The sequence below is a fragment of the Pseudomaricurvus sp. ABR4_320 genome, from assembly GCF_056159445.1.
On the sequence record NZ_JBSWVF010000003.1, the window covers coordinates 601,846 to 622,630 of the forward strand.

Here is a 20,785-nt window from a genome sequence, read left to right on the forward strand (position 1 = left end):
ACAATTCCAAGCTATTCGACCGAAGTCTCTATGGGCAGTGCATTCCAAGACGCGGGCTGCCTTCCAAGCAACTTAACGAAATCTGACATCTCTTCCGCAAGCTCTTCTTTCAACCGTGCCTTTGTCTCCTCCAGCATTGGGGGGATCGTCTCACTGAGATGCTCTCGATTCGCCTCCCTCACCTTCTGAACAGCAGAAGTACTCTTGACCTGATCTACAAGAGACGACAGTCCAATGCGCCTGGCCGTTCGCCCCAGAAATTTGAGCCCACTATCCAAGCCTTGGTACTTCTCTGTGTGGCTAGCATTGGCACGGCGATCCAAAAAGTCTGACTTATGATCGTGATCAATGCCAAGATAGTTGTAGACCTCCAGAGCATGCCGCTCAGGATCAGCCTGAATCTCCTCCTGAATGAGCACAAGCAACTGCTCACGAGGAAAATAATCAAGCCATTTCCTCATGTGAGTGGCATATAAGCCCTGATACATATACATAGGGTTATTGGCCAGTCCCGCCTCAAAACTAACATCGGAAGACGCAAAATGACCCACTCTAATTTCATGCAGGTGATTTGAGTAAGCCCGCTTTATCGGATCTCTTAAGCAAAGAATAACCTTTAGATCAGGATTGAAAGCATGTGCTCGTGCAGGCGCGAGCGGATCGTAAAAATAGGAAGGTGAGATTTCACCTTTTAGCTGCCCCTCACCAGCACCTTTAAAATGATCCAGATACCATTGGTACCCCCGATCAAAGTTGTGCGTAAAAAAGTCTAACTCTTTGGGCTGACTGACAAAAACCTGCGGATGATCTTCCAGAATCCGGTGCACCCAGGTCGAAGCGCATTTTTGCGCTCCAATTCCAATGTATGTCGTTTTGGCGAGCTCAACCACTTTAAAATTCCTAAAATTACAGACTGATTTGGGACACCTAAAAGCCCCCCAAGTTTCTAAAGGCACTTATTACAAAAACTGCCATGCAAGCAAAATGCGCACCAGAAAAGCACCTAATAGAGAGCTTGGTAGACAGAGAGACTTGTGTACGGCGTGAAGACTACCATATTCTTGCCCCCGCAAAGCAAGATACGGCGCATTCCCCCCCCACCAAACACCCCAAAGGTCTCTGACAAAATAACTCATCTAGACGGCATTTGGCGCAATGGCTCGCCCAAAATCCAGGCGTTTAAAAAAATCCTTATCACAAATGCGTGAAAAAACTAAATCGGCTGGCGGGAATCTCATTGACAAATATCAATACAAAGTTTTAGAGATTATGAAATACTGCGCCGAACTTCCTACCCGCAAATAAAGATCTTCTGATTGTTTCTGAAGCAGGCATTCAGTATCCGCTTACAACCTAAGCATCAATACCCGAAAAAAGCCCCTGATAAGAGCCATGGAAGACTAGAAATACATCCGCAAATCTCCACCCACAGCCTATAATGAGTCAAAACTAGACTTATTGCCCTCATTAGCAAAATAAAAAAGGAACCAATTGACTTAACTGTGTCAAAAACCAACATCAGTTAAGTTAACTCGACATTTCCTTACTACCATTGAAGATGAAGGGATCAGTTATACTGCAAGCAGATCATTGTAATATAAGGCTCATTTAAGTCACTGAGCATTCAGGTAAAAAGCGCCTCGATTGCGGTTGAAGCGTATCAAGGACGTCAGCTATCAATTCTATATCGCATATGCAACCACTTCCTCCAAGAGCACTACAGATAAACAGTCCACTTGAGCCGACCATCTTTCACCAGCCTTGGTGGCTAGATATCGCATCGGAAGGTCGCTGTGAAATGATCGAATACCATGATGGCCAGTTTACCGTCGGGAGGCTCCCCTATGTGGTCAAAAGCAATAAATTTGGCTTAAAAATGATCACTCCCCCTCCGATAACTCACTTTTTGGGGCCTGCAATCAATGAAGGAGACGGCAAAGACAATACGCGCTTTCTTAAGCGTTACCGGATAACGCAAGAGCTCTTAAACCGACTACCAAAAGCGTCAAAGTACTACTTCAAATGTCATCGAGACATTGATGATGCACTCGGCTTCCAAACCTGTGGATATGATACTGCGGTCCAATTCACCCACGAGATCAAGCCGCAACCCGAGGACCAGCTATGGAAATCACTTCGCTCCAAAGCTAGGAATATGATTCGATTCGCACGTCGATGTCACACAGTAGAATTTGGAGATGACCCTGAAGCGTTTGCTGATTTTTACATCAAAAACATTAATCTTCGCGGAGATGAGAACCATAAAAACCTGTCAGTTTGCGCAAAACTCATAGGAACATGCCTCGAGAAAAACCAAGGTCGCATTTATCAGGCTCGCGACAACAAAGGACGTGTCGCTGCCTCAATGTTTTGTGCATGGGATTCTGTCAGCAGCTATTACCTACTGACAAGCAGAACGCCATGGTCACACAGCGGAGCAACCCCGCTGATCGTTTGGAACGCTATTTCTGACGCGATGAGCCGAAACCTAATCTTTGACTTCGACGGCGTCATTACTGAGGGCGGAGTTAGATTTGCTAACAATTTTACCGCCGATGTTCACCCTCGATACATCGCTCACAAACAATCGGTTGCCTACAGTTGCTATAGAAGTATATTTAGACGCACGTCTTCTCTCGGCGGAAAATATCGCCCCACGCCGCAGTAACTGCAAAAATCGCCGAATCAATAGCGGGAAATAAAAAGAAAATTCCCGCTGAAAGATCTCCAACGACACAAACAGAGACTTAACGTTACCCCGCTGGACAACAAATATTCCAGTAATTCACAGTCGCTCACATTTAACCTAAACTCCTCCCTATACCCATCGCTAGCACGTTCTTAGCAATACCTTCTCAAGTCAAGGCCTACTATGACATTTCGCGCTCTTGCCGGAGCATGCCTGGTCGTCGCCATGCTGATTGCCGGATGCAGCTTCTATGCTCGCCAACAACTGGACAACAACTTTGGGCAACCAAGTCCTCAAGATCGGGAGGTATTAAGCACATCCGACGCGGGCGTGTTTTACGAAAGCGAGGTCAAGCCCATTTTCGAAAGCCGCTGCATTGCGTGTCACGCCTGCTATGACGCCCCTTGCCAGCTCAAGTTAAGCTCCAACGAGGGAATAGATCGTGGCGCAACAAAGCAATCGGTCTATGACGGAACCCGCCTATTTGCCGCTAAGCCAACACGGCTTTTTATCGATGAAGAAATCACGAGCGGCTGGCGGCATGAAGGCTTTTTTCCGGTTCTCAATGAGCGCAGCCCTGCCGCGAACTTAGAAGGCAGCCTACTGTATCGCCACCTGCGGCTTAAAAAAGAAAACCCACTGCCAGACTCCGACCTTCTGGATCAATCGCAATTCGACGTCACGCTATATCGACAGGATTCCTGCCCCAAAATCGAAGAGTTTGATCACTATGAAAAACAAAAGCCTCTCGCCGGGATGCCCTACGGTCTTCCGGGGCTCAACGATGAAGAATTTAATACCCTAACCGCGTGGCTCAGCCAAGGCGCCAAATTTGGCGCCCCTAAACCCATCTCATCTGCATTACAAGATCAGGTAAACACATGGGAAACCTACCTAAATCAAGACTCTCTGAAAGCTCAGCTAATCTCCCGATACATCTTTGAGCATCTGTTTTTAGGGTCAATCTATTTTCCTGATGCAGATCCAAAGCCGGCCGAAAGAACCTGGTTTCGCCTGGTGCGCTCACGCACACCTCCTGGCCAGCCTATTGATATTATTGCCACTCGCCGACCAACGGATGCACCGGGAGTAAAACGTCCTTACTATCGGCTGGAACCCGTCCAGTCTGCACGCATCAGCAAAACCCTACTACCTTACCGACTCGATGAAGAGCGACGAGAGTGGTACAACGAACTCTTTTTCAATGCCGATTTTCAGGTCAGTCAATTACCCGGGTACAACTCTGCGGAAATGAACCCATTTCGCAGTTACGCCGCGATTCCAACCATATCCCGTTATAAGTTTTTAATCGGTGAGTCTGAGTTTTTTATTGGAGGCTTTATTAAAGGCCCGGTGTGCCGAGGACAAGTCGCCGTCAATGTCATCAACGATCGCTTCTGGGTGTACTTTGTCGCCCCGGAAAATCCGTTTTCGCCCTTTATGGACGGTTTTGTCGAGAGACAAACAGAGCACCTGAAGCTACCCGGGCAAGACGGCAGCAATGCTGGCATTCTTTCCTACTGGACGGAATATTCAAAGCTCCATCTAGATTATATTCAAGCCAAGGCCGATGCCCTGAACAAACTATTCGCGGAAGGCTACAAGATCAACACGGATTTAATCTGGGATGGCGACGGTGAAAACGACAATGTTGCACTGACGGTCTTTCGCAATTTTGACGATGCCGCAGTCGTGAAAGGGCTTGTCGGCACCCCGCCAAAAACTGCCTGGGTTATCGACTATCCCTTACTCGAACGCATTCACTATCTTCTAACAACCGATTACGATGTTTTCGGAAATATCGGCCACCAGCTCAACACCAGATTGTATATGGACTTTCTACGCATTGAAGGCGAGAACAATTTTCTCGCTTTTCTTCCGGAATCTCATCGCTTAAAAACGCGAGACTACTGGTATAGAAATGCAGACAGTCGCTTGAAAAAGCATCTGTATGGCTACGACACCTATTTGTCACACAACCCAGATATCGATTACGAAACGGATAATCCTCAGCAGGAGCTTTATACCCTCCTGAGAGATCAGGTGGAAAAACCTCTAAATCAATCCTATAGCAGACCCCTGTCAGAAACTTCGGCGTTAAAGAAATTACTCGACCTAGAAAATATCACCGGGGAAGCAGCAACAAGATTACCGGAAGTGACTCACATCATGATTACTCATGAAGAAGAAACTCCCCAGCTAGTATCACTTCTCGCAAACCGCGGTCATAGCAATATCACCAGTTTGCTATCCGAAAATGAGACCCGGCTCCCGTCAGAAGATACCATAACCGTTGCCTACGGATTGATTGGAGACTACCCCAACGTGCTGCTGAAGATACGTGATGAAGATATTCAGAATTTCGTCGATAGCGTGACGCGCTTGCGAACTGAAGAAGATTACTTTCAGCTGGTTTCTAATTTCGGAATACGGAGAACGGACAAGAACTTTTGGCAATTCAGCGACAAGCTTCATGAAATCTTTAAACAGCAACAACCATATCGCTACGGATGGCTGGACTACAACCGCTTAGAAAATCGCTAAATCGATCTTCACGGCCTGATTTATAGGGTTCGGGTAAAGAACGCCCGAGGTGAGCACAGTCTCACCTATATCAGAATACAAAAGGCGTATTTTCCCAGCAGCCTGAACCAAAAGCCCCGTTCATCTATAGGTCTACGGGGCTTGGCTAGCGTTCAATAGCCGTGAATCTTCTTATATTCTTTATACTGATATCCAAACAGGCCACTAAATAGGCCCAGCCCAAATACAAATCGGTGTACGATCTTCGCCTGAGTCGCGATCGGTAGCAGAGGCAAAAAAAGTAAGAGCGGCAAGTTAACCAAAATTCTCGAAACGGATTTGGTGATAATTTTTGCAGTAGCGACTTGGCTGGAATAATTTAGACGGTACTGCTGAGTGGCTGATGTTCCCAATCGAAACCACCGTCGCAACAGCCAATAATTGCATGCCCGTGTTTCAGGAACTTTCTCCGTAATACACGCCAGATGTGAATAACATATAATCGCCCCATGCTTGGCGGCCTTTGAAAAAAAGTGCACATCTTCGCCGCCGGTAACCGCAAAACATTCGGCGAATCGCAATCCCCAATCTCGAACCAATTTTGCATCAAAGAACACATTGGTTGTCGTCGCCGACTGCCGACGATCACCGGTTCTTAACTTCTTTACTTTCATTTGTTGAAAGTAATAACGGATGAGAGGAGAGACATGCTTTTTTTCTGGCAACTTAAAGTGAACAACCCCCTCGACAACGTCGGCATCGGTTTTCATAAACTGCTCTAACCAATCCGGTGTCACTTCGGCATCATCATCAAAGAAGGCTAACTTGTCTGCACCCAGCTCAACCGCCGTGCCAATGGCACGATTTTTTGCAAAAGGAATCCCCCGGCGGGTCTCCAATTCATAGGTTAGAGGGAAAGGTAAGCGTTGCCGAAACGAGTCGACAGTGTCACGAGCACTGCCAGCAAAATCGTTGTCGACCACCACAAGGTGCAACCGGAAACCGTCTGGCGCTCTCAAAGCACAGAGACTGAGAAGTGCTTCTGTTAAGAATTTCGGTCGTAAATACGTGCAAAGGCAAACGGCGATCAAAGGCGTCGTTGAAGGATTCATTCTTTAGTGTGTCTACGCTTGAAAATAAAACTCTATGTTCAGGATTTCAACTCACTACAGATCTATCGCTAGAGTCTGCAAATACGTGAGCTCCCCAGAAACCTGAACACAACTCTTTAGCCCTACCTCAGGAAAACGAGCATCCCCGGAGAGCATTGTAATCTGCTAATTCTGACACACATGTCGAATTAGAGTTTCTTTCTGAGCCCCTAAGCGCTCAACAAACCCCTTACAGACAAGAAATCTCTGCGCTATGGCACTTCAGAAACGAAAATTGAGGCGCCAAACTGGCAATTGACGTTACCAGACTTGATGATACTTTGCACGATTTGTATTTACGGCGTTCAACAATTACACCGCGATTGCTATCAATTGTGATGCGAGTCTTATATTTTCGAGTACAGGCCATAAAAAAGGCTGGTCAGCAACTGACCAGCCTTTGATGCTATTGGGGTAGAGAATATGCCCCGGAATGTCGATGTGTTAGTAAGCACCGCGCTGCTTCAACACCACTGCAATCGTCTTGGTCAGAATGGTAATGTCATACCATAGAGACCAATTGCGTACGTACCAGGAATCCAGGCTAACCCGCGTGCTGTACTTAACGTCATTCCGGCCACTGATCTGCCAAAGCCCGGTAATACCTGGGGCCGTCTCAGCATAGTAACGTGCCTGAGGTCCGTAACGATCTAACTCATCCTGCTTAACCGGACGTGGCCCCACCAGACTCATCTCGCCAATGAATACGTTCCAAAGCTGAGGCAACTCATCAATGCTGGTACGACGAATAAATTGCCCGACAGGCGTAATACGAGGGTCGTTCTTTAATTTCTGCGTATGTTCGTACTCTTCGCGTAACTGCGGATCGGCGGCAAGCAGTTCTGCCAGATAGGCCTCTGCATCACTACGCATCGAACGGAACTTCCAGCACTTAAACGATTTTTGATTGCGTCCGATTCGTGTCTGAGCGTAGAACGGCGAACCGCCATCCCGACGGATCATAGCCATCAGAATCAGAAACAGCGGAGAAAGCGCGATCAACGCCAACCCCGACATGACGATGTCAAAGCTACGCTTGATGAACCGGGGCAGACGATTGGATAGATTATTGCGGATACGCAGATGCAGAACTTCATGGCGAAATATCGGTGAAATCTCTGCCCCAAGTAAGGGCAAGCCCCGCAATGGAGGGATAATACTTAGATTCTTTCGACTGGCCGCCAATTCTCCCAGTAAAGCCCCATATTTTTCGTAGTCAGAAGACTCGAGAGCTAAGACAATGTAGCAGCGGCTAATGTCGGCCACTGCTCCAGCCACATCCTTACCATAACCGATGAGGGGATACGTCCGGTCGCGACTTTTCAGATCGTCATAAATGGTTTTCGTCGTCCCCTCTTCAGCAAGGCGCTGAAGATCCCCGATCTCCATCAAAGCCACGACTTCAAAACCCATAAGAGGATTACTTTCCATCGCAAGGGCACTTTCCAAGGCATTCTTGCCGGACCCCACTACGATGGTGGGAGTAAACCAACGTCCGGCTCGAATCAATATGTGCTTCAGCAACATTCTCGCCATAGGAACCATAAGAAGAACTAACGCCCAGGTGGTTGCCAACCAAAGCCGAGAAAAATCCGACTGGACAAAAAATAGATATGCCGTGGTCAAGCCTGCCATAGAAACCGCAATGTGCAGAAACTCACCAAATTCTTCCCAGAACCCCTTAAAACGTGTGTAATGACCTTTTTCCCGACAGGCAATCAGGATCATCACCATAGGTAAGCCAAAAAGTACCGGCAGTGATGCCAAACTGGCGGCAACACTCATAGCAGGGAGGTCGGGCGCATGAGCCGTTCGAATGCCCGCTGAAATACCATAGGCCAACACTAGACACAGGGTGAAAGTAATCAGATCACAAATGATATGCCAGGCCATCTTCTCCGTGGAACGATGACGAAACAACCGAAACCGCCGCCCCTCTACTTTGGCTTTACTGCATAATGAATCCAGTATCTTTTCAACTTCATGGGCGTGCATTTCACGCGCGCTATCCAGCGACCCCTTCATACTAGAACCCTGCAACCCTTCACTGCTACTCATATTGACATCCAGAAACTACCACTTTTCCGTTAAATGGATTCCGCGCGAATTTACGACTGGCAACAAAACTAAAATGACCAGAGCGAAAAAACGAGAAACCTTTATTGCTGATTCGATGAATCGAAACGCATCAAAAAAAACGTCGACAGGAAAATAATGAAAAGAAATTTGCCTACAAATTTTATATAGTCTTGATCCTTATACTTTTCCATCAATAACGCTTTTTTTTAAGAAAAAGGCATTTTCTTTTTTAAAGGCAACAGAATTCCGCGCGTTTCTCATTATTGAGAAACGCAAAAGAACAACGAACGTTGCGTCCGTTACGACTTAGAAAACAGATAGGAAGTATAAAAATCGCAGGTGATTTTCGGCAATGGATCACCTGCAACGGTATTGTTTTTTTACAGAAAAATGTTTCTAAACTAGCTTGCTAATGCTTCGGGAGAACGGGCCGAGGACGTTGATTGTCCATAGCTTCCATAGACATCGAAACTCGCTTCATTGTAGCGATTAAATACAGCACCAATCGTTTCTGATCCCGCATCACGCAGACGATCGATACAGGATTGGGCTACCTCTTCGGAGGTGTGTCCAGACTTGATCGTAAAGACTGTAGCGTCACATTGCCTCGCAAGAATAACCGCATCACTAACCAGCCCAACCGGAGCAGAATCCAACAAAATAACTTCGTATTTTTCACTTAACCTTTCGAGCAACTGCTTCAACACCGACCCTGAAAGCAATTCCTGTGGATTAGCGACCAGCTCCCCGGCAGATAAATAATGCAGTTCTGAGCCTCTTATGGGTTGAATAGCATCATCTATCCCGGCCCTTCCAGTCATTACCTCAGATAGACCGACATGAAATTCAGAGGCGGACAGCATTCCTGACAGCGAAGGCCTACGAACATCAGCATCAATCAGCAGCGTCTTATGAAGCTTGGCAACCGAGAGCGCGAGGTTCACTGCAACCGTTGATTTACCTTCGTTGTCTAAACTGGACGTCACCAAAATCCGGCTTGAAACCTGCCCAGTAGTGGATAATAGCAAGCTGGTACGTATCGTCCTAATGGCTTCCGAATAGCTGCCTTCCTGATATCCACCTCTAAGCACTTGAACCACTTTGCGGCGGGGACCTTTAACCTCCGGCAGAACACCTAACATAGGAATATGCAATTTATGATCAATATCCTGCGGAGAGCGTATCGATCGATCAAACAACGAGATCAATACCACCAACCCAAAATACGCGATTGCAGATCCCACGAAGGCAGCCATTAAAATTAATTTCTTATTGGGTGCAACAGGTCGCCTTGGAGGTACCGCACTATCGATTACTCGAGCGTGTGCGGATTGAAGCCCCTCTGCCTCACTGGTTTCTTTTGCTCTCGTCAAGAACATGTCGTAAAGCTCGCGGTTACTTTCGACTTCTCTTTCCAATTCGCGCAAACGAAATTCTTTGCGATTTAATTCTTGAACCTCACCTTTCATCGTGTCGATTTGCTTTTTAATCGACGACTCAGTAGTCATCAAAGCCTGGTAATCAGCAGAGAATCCCTTCGATACGCGCAGAACCTGGCGCCCCAACTCCATTCTTGCGGTACGCAATTCTGACTCGGCTGCAACCATCACCGGGTGGCGAGGACCGTAGCGTTTGCTAAGCTCAGAAACCCGTTGAAACGCCAGAACTTCCGTTTCTTTCAGCCCTTTGATCAAGCTGTGATTCAGAATAGATGGAATTTCGAGAAGCTGCTCCGTGGAAGGGTCCCCCCCCAAACCACGAACCTGACGATAGAGAGATTCCGCTTGCATACGCTCTTTACGCACATCCATATACCGCTGGGATAATTGTTCAAGCGTATTGGCATCGAGAGTTTGCACACCTTGAACGTCAACAAGATTGGCTTGCTCGCGGTAATCCTGCAATTTATGTTCAGATTCGGTGAGCTTTGCGTGCAAAGAACCAAGGCGCTCATTCAACCAGTGGCTTGCCGTTTGAGTCACCTGAATTTTCGCCGACATGTGACTTTCGATAAAGACCTGAGCCAAGGCATTGGGGATACTGGCGGCGAGTTCCGGTGATCTAGATTGATAGCTTATTTTAACCAACTGCGTATTTCTTACCGGATGAATCTGTACCGTACGACTCACCGCATTGACGACAGCGGCCTTGATGGCATTAGGGTCGGCCGGGCCAGTGTTCACATCAGGCTGCAAACTGGCTACCCACTCGCTACCCGGGAATATACTGCCGAGAACACCCGCAACTGATGCTTTTACACCAGCAACAAACCCTTGTGGCTTTCGATGGGATCCATCATCACGGAATAGCGGATGATTTAATAGATCCAGACGCTCTACAACCTTTTCAGCCAAATCCTTTGACTTCAGAATTTCAAACTGAGTCTGAAAGTACTCTTTGTTAGAGGCATTAACGCTGTAAACATCTTGTATATTGAGTACATTCGCCTCCCTGCTTTCAATCAATACCGTGGTTGACGCTTCATATTTTGGCTGCACCTTCTGCAACAAAAGCAGCGCTAAGCAAGTGACCAAAAAGGCAAAGAAAACAATCTTCCAGATCTCTTGCTTGAACAACCGCACATATCGGCTGAGATCGATAACTTCCTCGCGATACTGAGTAGCATAAGGGTTCAAACGACTGTTCACGGTGTTACTCCATCATAAATCGGTCAGCGCACCATGCGCAGATTAACGGTAGATTCTTCGGACAAATCACAGCCATGTTCAAATTCAACCTTACCGTCAATAGCGGCCAAAGAGGTAAAGCTGGTACCGAAATAGGCCACTTGCTCGAAATGGTCTTTAATACTGGTTTTGTAGATATCCTGAATTTTCGCGTAATTGCCTGCATAAAGGTTCACAGGTGTTCCGGTAATGAGCGCGCCAATACACACATGTAGACGATCGGTATAAACTTGCGTACACCGACCGATTAATGCCAGGAACTCATCGGTATTCGACATGTGGTCGCCCTCAGTACTGATATCCCGAGAAGATTCACGTAGCTCTAATGGGCACAGAGATTCCAGATCATTTCGCAAATAAAGGCCAATACCTGAGCGATCTTTTTTCCGGAAAGCCAAATGCTGAATGGGTGACGCGAGGAGATAAAATGCCATGTCATGACAAAAGGCCGCCTCCTTATTGGCGCCTTTACTCATAAAGTTATCACGCCGATAAAATCGACCAACATGATTGAAGTTTGATAGACTGAAGGTTTCGTAGGTTGACGGCAATACCAAATAATTCGCACTGAAACGTGCGATTTTCCGGGCAATTCGAGAGCCGCAATCATAGGCCTTACACCACCCTCCACCGCCTCCAACCAGGAAAAAATACCTGTCGCGATGAACGAGATAAGGCATTAATTGATAGAGTAATCTGCCATACCCAATATTGAGCTCTTGATGCTGGATTTTGTTTTCCAGCAGAAACTTTTTTGTTGCGTAGCGAATTAAGCCGTCACCAAAATTTCCCGGATTGGGAATGTAGATCACGGTCCTATCACCCGCGCAATGGCGAATATCATCAGCCAGGTTGGCAAAGCACTCTGAAAACTCGCTCTTCATGCTATCTGGATCAATAGGCATAGACACATTCTGCATGAGGTTCTCCTCTCAATCAGGCTGCTGACGCCATCATGGAATTGGAATAGTGGAATTTCTCGATCAGTAAGCCATCCCGTTCTAACACGAGGTTATAAGTTTCCGCGTCATAAAAATCATTGATCGATCGGCTTCTGGATGAAGTATTGCTACGGGGAAGATTACTTAAGTAAGTGTCAAGATTCTCACTCAGCGTAAGATCTATACCAGCAAGAGCCTTAGCCAAGTCGGATTCAAGAGACTCGTTGCGAATAAAATGAGTCACAAAATTGTGCTGCTGATCAAATATCATCAAATCGCCAGGGGCCCGAATTTGATCCAGCTTTCGATAATCTTCTGCAAAACAACAAAAGAGTCTCAAATAACGATAGGTCATCAAGCCAGTAAACTGACTCAAAGGAAAGTAACCGTACTCTTCACCCAAGAGATATCTATTACTGGGCTCATGAATCTTCCTCAACCAGCGACGAAAGTTTTCGGTATTATTCACGTCACTGTACAGGCCTGACCATTCTTGACGGTCTCTGAGCGCAATACTGATAAACTCTCGTAAAGTTGCTTGGCAATTATTCTTCCAACCGATTTCTCTCACCTTCAAACGTGGAAAATCGACCAGACGTTGTCGTAGCGATCCCCGCTTATCGCAGCCATAAGCCCAGAGTGACACATACCATTCCCACGGATTGCGTACCGATCCCAACTTACGCACTTTTTGCGCCGCCATCTCTCGCGGCATTGGATTGTGCTTGCCAACCCTTTCCCCCGTTGTCACCTCGGCCAGAATTCGTCGAATATGGCTGCATCCGGTCTTATGCAATTCGAGAAATACAAAATCATCTGAAACGTACATCGGCTAGATTCCTTTAATGCTTCCAGAGTTCCGGACCTTCCGGCCATACCGTGGCAATGGTTTGCCACACCCTCTCTTGTTGCTGCGTGCTCAGTGAGTTGCGCCAAGAAAAAAGGCGTTCTTCTGGCGTCAATCCTCGGCGATTTTTCTCCGTTACCGGGCTATCTTGCTTTGCTTCAGGCAAGACAGGATTCGACTCTCCCAAAGTGATAAGCAGCTTGCGAAACTCAGCATCTGGGTTGCGCATGAGCTCTTCATAAGAAAAGATATTGACAGAAGAGGCCGATCGCACAGCTCTTTCAGACAGCGCCCACAGGAAGGCGATACGCGATTCCGTATGACGCATTACTTCAGAATCCAGAAAGTCTCCAAACTCAGAAAACAAGTCAGCCGGAAATCGCTGATATAACGTGCGAAAATCGACGTCCTGAAAACTCCAATTCCAGGTCGTATTAAGCAGACTGGCGACCACCGCTTGGGGATGCCGAACAATGTGGATGGGCGTGTGTGTTCCGTAGGTCTCTCTTAAATAGTCCAAAAGAAACTGGCAACGTACAAATTTAACAACCACGCGACGCCTGGCGGCCTCGGTGAGCTCCTTTCGGCAAAGATAATTAAATCGAGAACGGCGTGGGGCGACACCTCGAAAAGCTAGCCGGAGAAAATGGCGATCTGCCTCATCGAAAAGCTCGGGCGTGAGCGGAATACATGCCGGATGACTGATGTCACCACGCAGGTGGCACGGCATCAATGTATTGCTGTCAAAAGGCTCGAAGACGGTCTTGGCCTTCAGTGCCGTTGCCACTGTTTCCTGAACCCACGTTGTCCCGCTGCGCCAGAACCCACTGATAAGAACCGGCTTCTCAGAGGTTCCATAAACGGCACCAATACGGTCCATAAGATAATGGACCTTGCAAAAAATATTTCTCGAGGATAAATCGACGTGTTTCATGCGGCTTTATGCAACTGTGACAAAGGTCTTTGACGTAGAATTCGAATAATTTTTCGGAAGGCTCTTACCGCCAGCGAATGACACTGATGAACTTTTGCGCGGAAAAACCTCTGCAATCCCGGCTGACTTAGCCAACCCTGGCGAAAAACTTGCGTGTTATGTATCCCGGACGGAGTGACGATAAATTGGTCGGGAATATGTGTCCACTCAGGAACGTAGAAGCGAGAGTGAATTTTCTCGCTGACCATATGGTAATAGGCAAACTCAGATCCGCCTGAATGTCTGATTTTTCCAGGCTCATAGGTGATATGTGCATCGTCTTCGATATATTCACGAATGACGCCTTCCCCGAACCAGGATTTTAGTCGACCCTCGTTTGCTTCACGCTTAACAACCCACGTAAAGGATTCCTGATGATCCAATTCGAAAATATCGCCACCACTGCGTAATTCATCATAGAGAAAATGGCATTCATCAAACGCAAAATGTTCAGGACTTCGAAAAACTCTCTGCCAACTACGGCTCTTCATAAAGAGTCGATTCATCTCTTCACTGTTTTTGAGAATGCACAATGACGCAGAAATCCAGGGCGTCAAAAAACTCAACAAGTCGAAAGACTCCCAGTGTGCTGGCAAGAAGTGCTCAACATCCCCATAAACCAGATCAATATCGCCAAACGCCCAGTGGCTGTATCCGACGATCAGGTCTTGAAAGATCATTCCATAGCTCGGCTTTAAATCGCATAGCTTATAGTTGCTGGATAAATCAACATTGATCCCTGTGGCGTCACATATACGGGCAACAACTTCTTCTTTACCCATGGGTATGACATAGCAGTTTTCCGGCAGTTGACCTTTGACATCGATATCTGTAATCAACAGAAGATCGATAACCTTCTGGTTAGCCAACCCTTTTAGATAGAACGGAAAATAGCTGGGCAACTTACCGTAATATGGAACAATAAGTGCGACACGAGGCTCGTCATGATCGGACATGGCTAACGGATTTGCAGAATAGAATGCGTTCATTATTTCTCCCTTTTATATTGTCCGCAGTCGACGTGCGAGGCCGGATACCCAATCCGGTCGCGACTGAGGCTGCAATCGCCAACAATAGATGACCCGAGCCAACCGAGATGGCGTTAACACCGCGGATAACCACCAGAGAGTGGTAATCAACTTATTCACGACGGAATCGTTATTTTTTTTGATGGCACTGATCGCTCTTAGCGCTAAGCGCCAGCGCGCTGTAGATATGTCCGAATTAGGGTCAAATAAATGGCTACACAACATTTGCTCTAAATTCAGCTCATCACGAAGCGGCAATGGCTCCCTAAGGCCTAATTGACGCCGTTTCGCATGTTCCCGCAATGCACCATAGCGCGCCTTATTATGAGCCAAGTGCCACTGGGATTTTTGAGCCAGAGCTTGGCTGAATGCAGAGTGATTTGTCTGATGCTGTCGATAGGCTGAGATAATAGTTTCACTGGTTGTCACATCTCCGTAGAGAGGCGCCAGTGTGACCAAGTAGCCATCCGCGCCCTGCCGAAATGCATCGGCGTTCATCGGCATCACCTGTGATAGATAACGACGGCTAAACACCAGACCTGATGTTACTGTCGCAACGTAGCGACCGCAGTCCAATACTTTTTGCAATGCACTATCCGCGTCCAGACGTCGCTCGAACTTCGGAAATACATCGTAGACTCGTCCATCACCATCGACTAAATCCATATGGTATTGATAGAGAGCAACCTCCGGCCGGAAGTCTTCGGAAATGATCTTAAGCACGTTCGGCTTTAAGAAGTCATCCGCATCCAGGAACATAATCAGATCAGAGTCGCTTTGCGCATATCCCGCATTAAATGCGGCTCCATGTCCGCGATTTTCATCCTGAAAAATGGCTGTGAGTTGATTCTGGTAGGATTCGATCACTTCACGAGAGCTATCGATCGATGCATCATCAACCACAATTAGCCGCTTATTCGGATAGTTTTGTGACAGGACACTTTCGATAGACTGCCGCAGAAAACGGGCGTAATTGTAATTGCTGATAATAACGGTAATGCTGGGCTCGCGAGCGACTTCAAACATTCGCCTGTCCTCGACGAAGATTGCCATACTGAATCAATAACGATTGCCCCATCAGGCGGCTGACAACACCAACGTGAAGACTTCCTCGCAACAGCCAGCGTCGCCAGCCAACAGGAGACCAAGCATTGAGCACCACACCCGCGAAGCAATAGGTCGCCTTGCCAATGGCGATTGTCGCGTTTCTGATTCGATCTAAAATATGACGCCCTTCCAGCAAGAGCAGATCTCCATGAGTCTGCCCACTGCGGAAACGGCGATTGACAAGCCAGCGCAATCGATCCCGGCCGGTAACCACCTTTTCTGTCACAATCGCGCCCGGCGCAAACGCTATACGCATACCTCGGGAGACCAGCTTGCTGAAAAATAAGGTATCCTCGCCCCCGCTGGCACCATAGGCCAGATCAAAACGACTGGCAGCGATCTCAGGCGTAGACATAGACATCAACACATTACAGGTGTAGCCGGTCTCAGGCTTACCGCCACGAATAACGGGATACGTGGAATGAAAGTCTCCGGCTAACATCCAGCCTGGCTGGTTGGGCAGATAGCAGGCTTTAACGGGACCAATAACGATGTCAGCACGCTGCTTGATCCCTGTTACCAAAAGCTCCGACAGCCAATCCCGAGACACCTCTTCATCATCATCGATGAATGCCAACCATTGAGTATCACAATGATCCAGGCAGGCATTTCTAGCGAGGGAGATATTGGACTCAGGCGCATGTATATAGCGAATTGGAAATATAATGTCTGGAGCGATCCTATCGACCAGAGCCTTGGCGGAAGGCTCAGCGTCATTGTCAGCAATTAAAACACTCACTTGCCATTCCGGCGCCACACTAAGCTGATTCAGTGAGCGCAGCGTAAAAGCAAGTGAGGTTCGACGCCAGGTACATACGGCGATAGTGACTGAAATCATTCCGTTAGACACGCTTAGTCTCCCGAAGATTAGGCAGACGAATCTCCAGCTTGCCAAGCTCCTCCAGAAAGCCGAAGGACCAAGCAAAATGCATGGTCGCCGCAGGTATCCCCACGAAGAATCGACTTCTGAGAGATTCCGGAGACCGAGCGCCAACAATCACTCCCGCCCCTAGGGTTAACGCCAACCACGCAGCAAACGGGATAGCAAAAACCCAATGAACCCAACAAAACAGCCATAAGATAAATGCCGGAAAGACCGAGAGAAGCACCAATTGACGAACCCCAGGCATACGATGATGTTTGAGACTGTTTTTAGCTCGACCTCGCCCATAGTTTCGATACTGCTGAAACAGCGCACGAAATCGAGCGCGAGGGAAATACGTCATATCCGTTGTTGCGGTCAGCCAGATTCGGCGCCCAGACTCGACCAACCGACAGTCCAATTCCGCATCTTCGTTGTGACTAAATGTTTCATCATAACCACCGACCTCACGAAACGCGTCTATACGCATTAATGCATGGTGACCATGCTCAACCCAGCGCCCCTCCTTTAACCGATTTCGATGAGGGGAGCCGCCATTTCCGAGAGGCGAACTCTGCGCGATAGCAACCAAGCGTTGCTTGACCGAAGCGCCGACGGTTCTCATGGTAACAACAACGGAATCCGCCTGAACGCTATCCGCTTCCTTCACCAGCTGATCAATAAAGTTCTCTGGATACTCAGCATGCGCGTCAAGTCGAACGATATATTCAAATCGATCGCCATAATGAGCAACAACCGAATTTATCGCCGCACTCTGTAAACGCTGAGTATTGTTAAACAGACGAACTTGGTCATAGCGGTCGCAACAATTTTTGATAATTTCCAGGCTGCCATCAGTGCTACCACCATCGGCCACCACAATCAGTGACGATGGATTCGCGACCGAACCCACTGCATAAGTAATAATGGCTTCGATATGATCGACTTCATTTAAGCAAGGAATAACAACTAGAACTTCTTTCGATGGCATTGAGGACGCTCCGAAAAATACTTCCCCGATAATCAGGACTTTCTCACCCCATTAAATGTAGATGATATTTTTCAAAGCGCTGCAGATATTGAAATTTTTTTATACTCTAGAAGCAAAGCGTGCAAATAATTACTAATTTCAGAGCGGCCGATACCCTTCCGATTACTCCGAAAAAAACGCAACTAGTACAATGAATTCTTTAACTATCAGCGCCGACCGCAGAGTCCCAGCATGCCCTCCCGCACACCAATAAAATCCTCTCTGGCTAACAGCCACATCAACAGGCAGTAAGCTGCCAAAAATACAATCCCTGAAAAAACGAGAAGCGACAATGGCTGCAACAAAAGATGTAACTGCCACTGATTCAAATACAGTAAGATTCCTACGATAAACGCGACACACGCTGGCCTGCTTAAACAAACGGCCAGAGCAGTAAAAGTAATTCGAAACTGGCGACTTGTAACGGCAAGATTAAGTATGAGAATCGCTACCTGAGCAGCAATAAATCCAATACCTACAGCCAATAAACTTTCATTGATAAGCCATCCACCGGCAACACCTATCACGACAAATAAAGAGCGAAAACCACTTAGCCATAACACGCAAGATGTTTTGCCGATGCCTTTCAAACTGGCGACTAATCCCGAGAAAGGGCCACTTAATGCCATACCCAAACAAAGACAGCAAAAAAGCGGCCAAGCCTCCATATAGCTCTGCCCTAACAACACTTTAACGATGGCAGGCGCTAAAGCCGCCAGAGCCAAATAAATTGCAGTCAAGGTATAGATGTTGACTTTCAGCGACCAGAGTACACCTCGGCTAATTTCTTCCGGCAAATTCTTGCCGCCGGCAACTTGAGCGAAGAGCGCATTACTCATTCCCTCAACCAAAATTTCCCTTGGCATGCTGGCGACGCGTTGAGCAACACGGTAAAAGCCAGTGCCTGCAGCACCCGCCAAACGAGATAGGATTAACACAGGCCCTTCTTGCCCAATCCAGGTAAAGGTATCCGCCAGGGTTACCCGAGCGGCAAAAGGTGCCATAGCCCGCAAAGCATGGACATCAAATACCCAAGCTGGCCGAAATGAAGACTGCCAGATAAACCCAGCGGTGTTGAGCAAACTGAAAAATACAAACTGCAATACCAAACTCCAGGCCCCCAAACCGAAGACGGCAGCCACAAGCGCAGCGACGGTCGATAAAAACGAGGACACCGTAAGTACGGTGGCAATTTTACGAAATTGCATTGTTGCCGTTAGTTGAGACCGGCCAACAGATGCGAGCATCATAATAGGAAAGCAGAAACTCACCGCCTGCAAGTACGGTTTAGCAGACGGGACAGAGAAGAACTGGGCGATCATCTCTGCGGAAAAATACGTAAGCGCGCCAAGACACACGCCAGATATCAGGCTCGCCCAAAACGCCGTATAAATATAATCTTCACAGCGACTGTGAAAATAGACAAGCGCGGCACCAAAGCCACTGCGCCCCCCTAACATCAACGCCATCGACGCGATAGCCATTACTAGAGCTGCAACCCCAAACTCTTCTGGCGACAACAATCTCGCCAACACAGGAATGGAGACGAATTTAATCACCGTCGATAAGCCCGCGCCGAGGGTGGACCAAAATGCACCGCGAGTAACTGCAGCCGCATCAAACTTCATGTGCAGCCCCCAATAAGGATACCTGGCAATGTTCTCTTTGCGCTTTTATTCCGTTTCTTTCATAGCATTTGCGAGGACTGCTCATAGCGTTGACCAGCTGCTGGCAATCTTTCTCGTCATACAGCCAACGCCCGCGATTGATGGATGTGACTTGTCGACGTAATTGCTGATACTGTTCGTCCGTCAGCTCTGACAGCCACTCGGCGAATTCCTGCAACTGATTTTCAGAGAAAGGGACACCGATTGACATCGTCTGACAGAAAATAGCGATCTGTGTCGCCTGCCGATAGATCGGTATGGCACAGTGAAGGCCGCCTTCATAAATTCGATTAGGTAGCAGCCACTCAGAATTGGCGCCCTCCTCAAAGAAATCCATCGCCCAAACAAAATCAACTTCCGCATAAATTTGCGCAAGATCATCGGGATAGCAATACTCACCCAAAAAATCGATATACGGCTCTGCTTTTACCCTGCCGTAGAAATCATCAAATTCAGTCACCGCCGGCCTACCGCGAATTACGACACGAAGACGCCCCTGCAACAATCCAGACAACTGGGATAAAAGCTCCAGCGTTCGACGACAGCGGATAGCACCAAACCAACCTATGACAATGGGCCGATCAACCAATGCTAGAGGCCTGCCATCGGCCTGATCACAGTCGTTAGGAAGCGCATCGCAATCTTTACGGAACGATAGGGTGGCGGTTAGTTCTGGGCCAAAAACTCGGTTCTCTACCAATAGGATCGACGGAGGACGACGCGCTGAAAAATAGTTCTCGATAAACCCTGATGAGCTGGTCAGCAAAAGCTGACAGCGCCTGAGCAATAGTGATTCAAAAGCTCTTAACAGCACTCCAGTAATTGATTTTGAAATCAATAACCGATGAATATCAAGACACTCATAAATTAAAGTTGCTTTCGGGAAGGCTCTGATACAACGACCGGCGACCGCGAGAGTTTCAAGATTACGAGCAACAACCACATCAACCTTGCCGATATTTCTCAGCTCACGAGGCACGCGAACCAAACTTGCCATCACTTTCCAAGCTCGCTGAAATAATCTGGCGTCATGAGTTTGCCCCAAGATCACCTCGCGCTTTGCCCCAGTGATACCCGCACGATACGCACCGCGGACAAAGCCCGTGACGACGACCTCTGCGCCGCCAGCATGAAACATTGCCACCCGCCGCTTGACGGCCGGATCATTAACGTTATGGACGAAATATAAAATCACCACGAC

The 20,785-nt window shown here is 47.7% G+C and carries 15 protein-coding genes; 2 read left to right on the forward strand and 13 right to left on the reverse strand.

Translation table 11 applies throughout. The features are described from left to right. Nucleotides 1-11 precede the first annotated feature (11 nt). A complete protein-coding gene (locus ACXAFR_RS08820) occupies nt 12-890 on the reverse strand; it encodes a sulfotransferase family protein (RefSeq protein ID WP_475175719.1) in 879 nt (292 codons plus the stop codon). 803 nt (nt 891-1,693) lie between these two features. Here ACXAFR_RS08820 and ACXAFR_RS08825 point away from each other — a divergent pair. Beyond that, nucleotides 1,694-2,668: a GNAT family N-acetyltransferase gene (locus ACXAFR_RS08825; RefSeq protein WP_475175722.1), complete on the forward strand. Its 975-nt coding sequence runs from the start codon at nt 1,694-1,696 to the stop codon at nt 2,666-2,668. Nucleotides 2,669-2,872: 204 nt separating this feature from the next. Further along, nucleotides 2,873-5,233 (forward strand): fatty acid cis/trans isomerase, encoded by a 2,361-nt coding sequence (locus ACXAFR_RS08830; RefSeq protein WP_475175724.1) that lies wholly within the window; start codon nt 2,873-2,875, stop codon nt 5,231-5,233. A 152-nt stretch (nt 5,234-5,385) separates the two neighbouring features. Here ACXAFR_RS08830 and ACXAFR_RS08835 read toward each other — a convergent pair whose 3' ends face one another. The 12 genes from ACXAFR_RS08835 to ACXAFR_RS08890 form a co-directional block, all read right to left on the reverse strand. Beyond that, nucleotides 5,386-6,324, reverse strand: coding sequence for a glycosyltransferase family 2 protein (locus tag ACXAFR_RS08835; protein WP_475175726.1), 939 nt, complete (start codon nt 6,322-6,324; stop codon nt 5,386-5,388). Between the two features lie 483 nt (nt 6,325-6,807). Further along, nucleotides 6,808-8,421 carry an undecaprenyl-phosphate galactose phosphotransferase WbaP gene (gene wbaP / locus ACXAFR_RS08840; protein ID WP_475175728.1) on the reverse strand — a complete coding sequence of 538 codons (1,614 nt, stop codon included), beginning with the start codon at nt 8,419-8,421 and terminating at the stop codon, nt 6,808-6,810. Nucleotides 8,422-8,843: 422 nt separating this feature from the next. Beyond that, nucleotides 8,844-11,090, reverse strand: a complete 2,247-nt coding sequence (locus ACXAFR_RS08845) for a GumC family protein (RefSeq protein WP_475175730.1) — start codon at nt 11,088-11,090, stop codon at nt 8,844-8,846. A 23-nt stretch (nt 11,091-11,113) separates the two neighbouring features. Further along, nucleotides 11,114-12,049 (reverse strand): polysaccharide pyruvyl transferase family protein, encoded by a 936-nt coding sequence (locus ACXAFR_RS08850; RefSeq protein WP_475175733.1) that lies wholly within the window; start codon nt 12,047-12,049, stop codon nt 11,114-11,116. Nucleotides 12,050-12,065: 16 nt separating this feature from the next. Then, the gene (locus ACXAFR_RS08855) at nt 12,066-12,899 is read right to left on the reverse strand and encodes a hypothetical protein (RefSeq protein WP_475175737.1); all 834 of its coding nucleotides are present in this window, start codon (nt 12,897-12,899) and stop codon (nt 12,066-12,068) included. Between the two features lie 13 nt (nt 12,900-12,912). After that, nucleotides 12,913-13,797, reverse strand: a complete 885-nt coding sequence (locus tag ACXAFR_RS08860; RefSeq protein WP_475175738.1) for a sulfotransferase — start codon at nt 13,795-13,797, stop codon at nt 12,913-12,915. A gap of 50 nt (nt 13,798-13,847) precedes the next feature. Next, nucleotides 13,848-14,879 (reverse strand): DUF6625 family protein, encoded by a 1,032-nt coding sequence (locus ACXAFR_RS08865; protein WP_475175741.1) that lies wholly within the window; start codon nt 14,877-14,879, stop codon nt 13,848-13,850. A 12-nt stretch (nt 14,880-14,891) separates the two neighbouring features. Continuing rightward, on the reverse strand, nt 14,892-15,944 hold the full coding sequence (locus ACXAFR_RS08870) for a glycosyltransferase family 2 protein (RefSeq protein ID WP_475175744.1): 1,053 nt from the start codon (nt 15,942-15,944) through the stop codon (nt 14,892-14,894). After that, the gene (locus ACXAFR_RS08875; protein WP_475175745.1) at nt 15,937-16,875 is read right to left on the reverse strand and encodes a glycosyltransferase family 2 protein; all 939 of its coding nucleotides are present in this window, start codon (nt 16,873-16,875) and stop codon (nt 15,937-15,939) included. Before ACXAFR_RS08875 ends, ACXAFR_RS08870 begins: the two co-directional genes overlap by 8 nt. After that, entirely contained in the window at nt 16,868-17,878 is a 1,011-nt protein-coding gene (locus tag ACXAFR_RS08880; protein ID WP_475175747.1) for a glycosyltransferase family 2 protein, read from the reverse strand. Before ACXAFR_RS08880 ends, ACXAFR_RS08875 begins: the two co-directional genes overlap by 8 nt. 206 nt (nt 17,879-18,084) lie before the next feature. Then, a complete protein-coding gene (locus ACXAFR_RS08885; RefSeq protein WP_475175749.1) occupies nt 18,085-19,545 on the reverse strand; it encodes an oligosaccharide flippase family protein in 1,461 nt (486 codons plus the stop codon). Continuing rightward, entirely contained in the window at nt 19,535-20,782 is a 1,248-nt protein-coding gene (locus tag ACXAFR_RS08890) for a glycosyl transferase family 1 (RefSeq protein WP_475175752.1), read from the reverse strand. The genes ACXAFR_RS08885 and ACXAFR_RS08890 overlap by 11 nt, the downstream gene beginning before the upstream one ends. Nucleotides 20,783-20,785 lie beyond the last annotated feature (3 nt).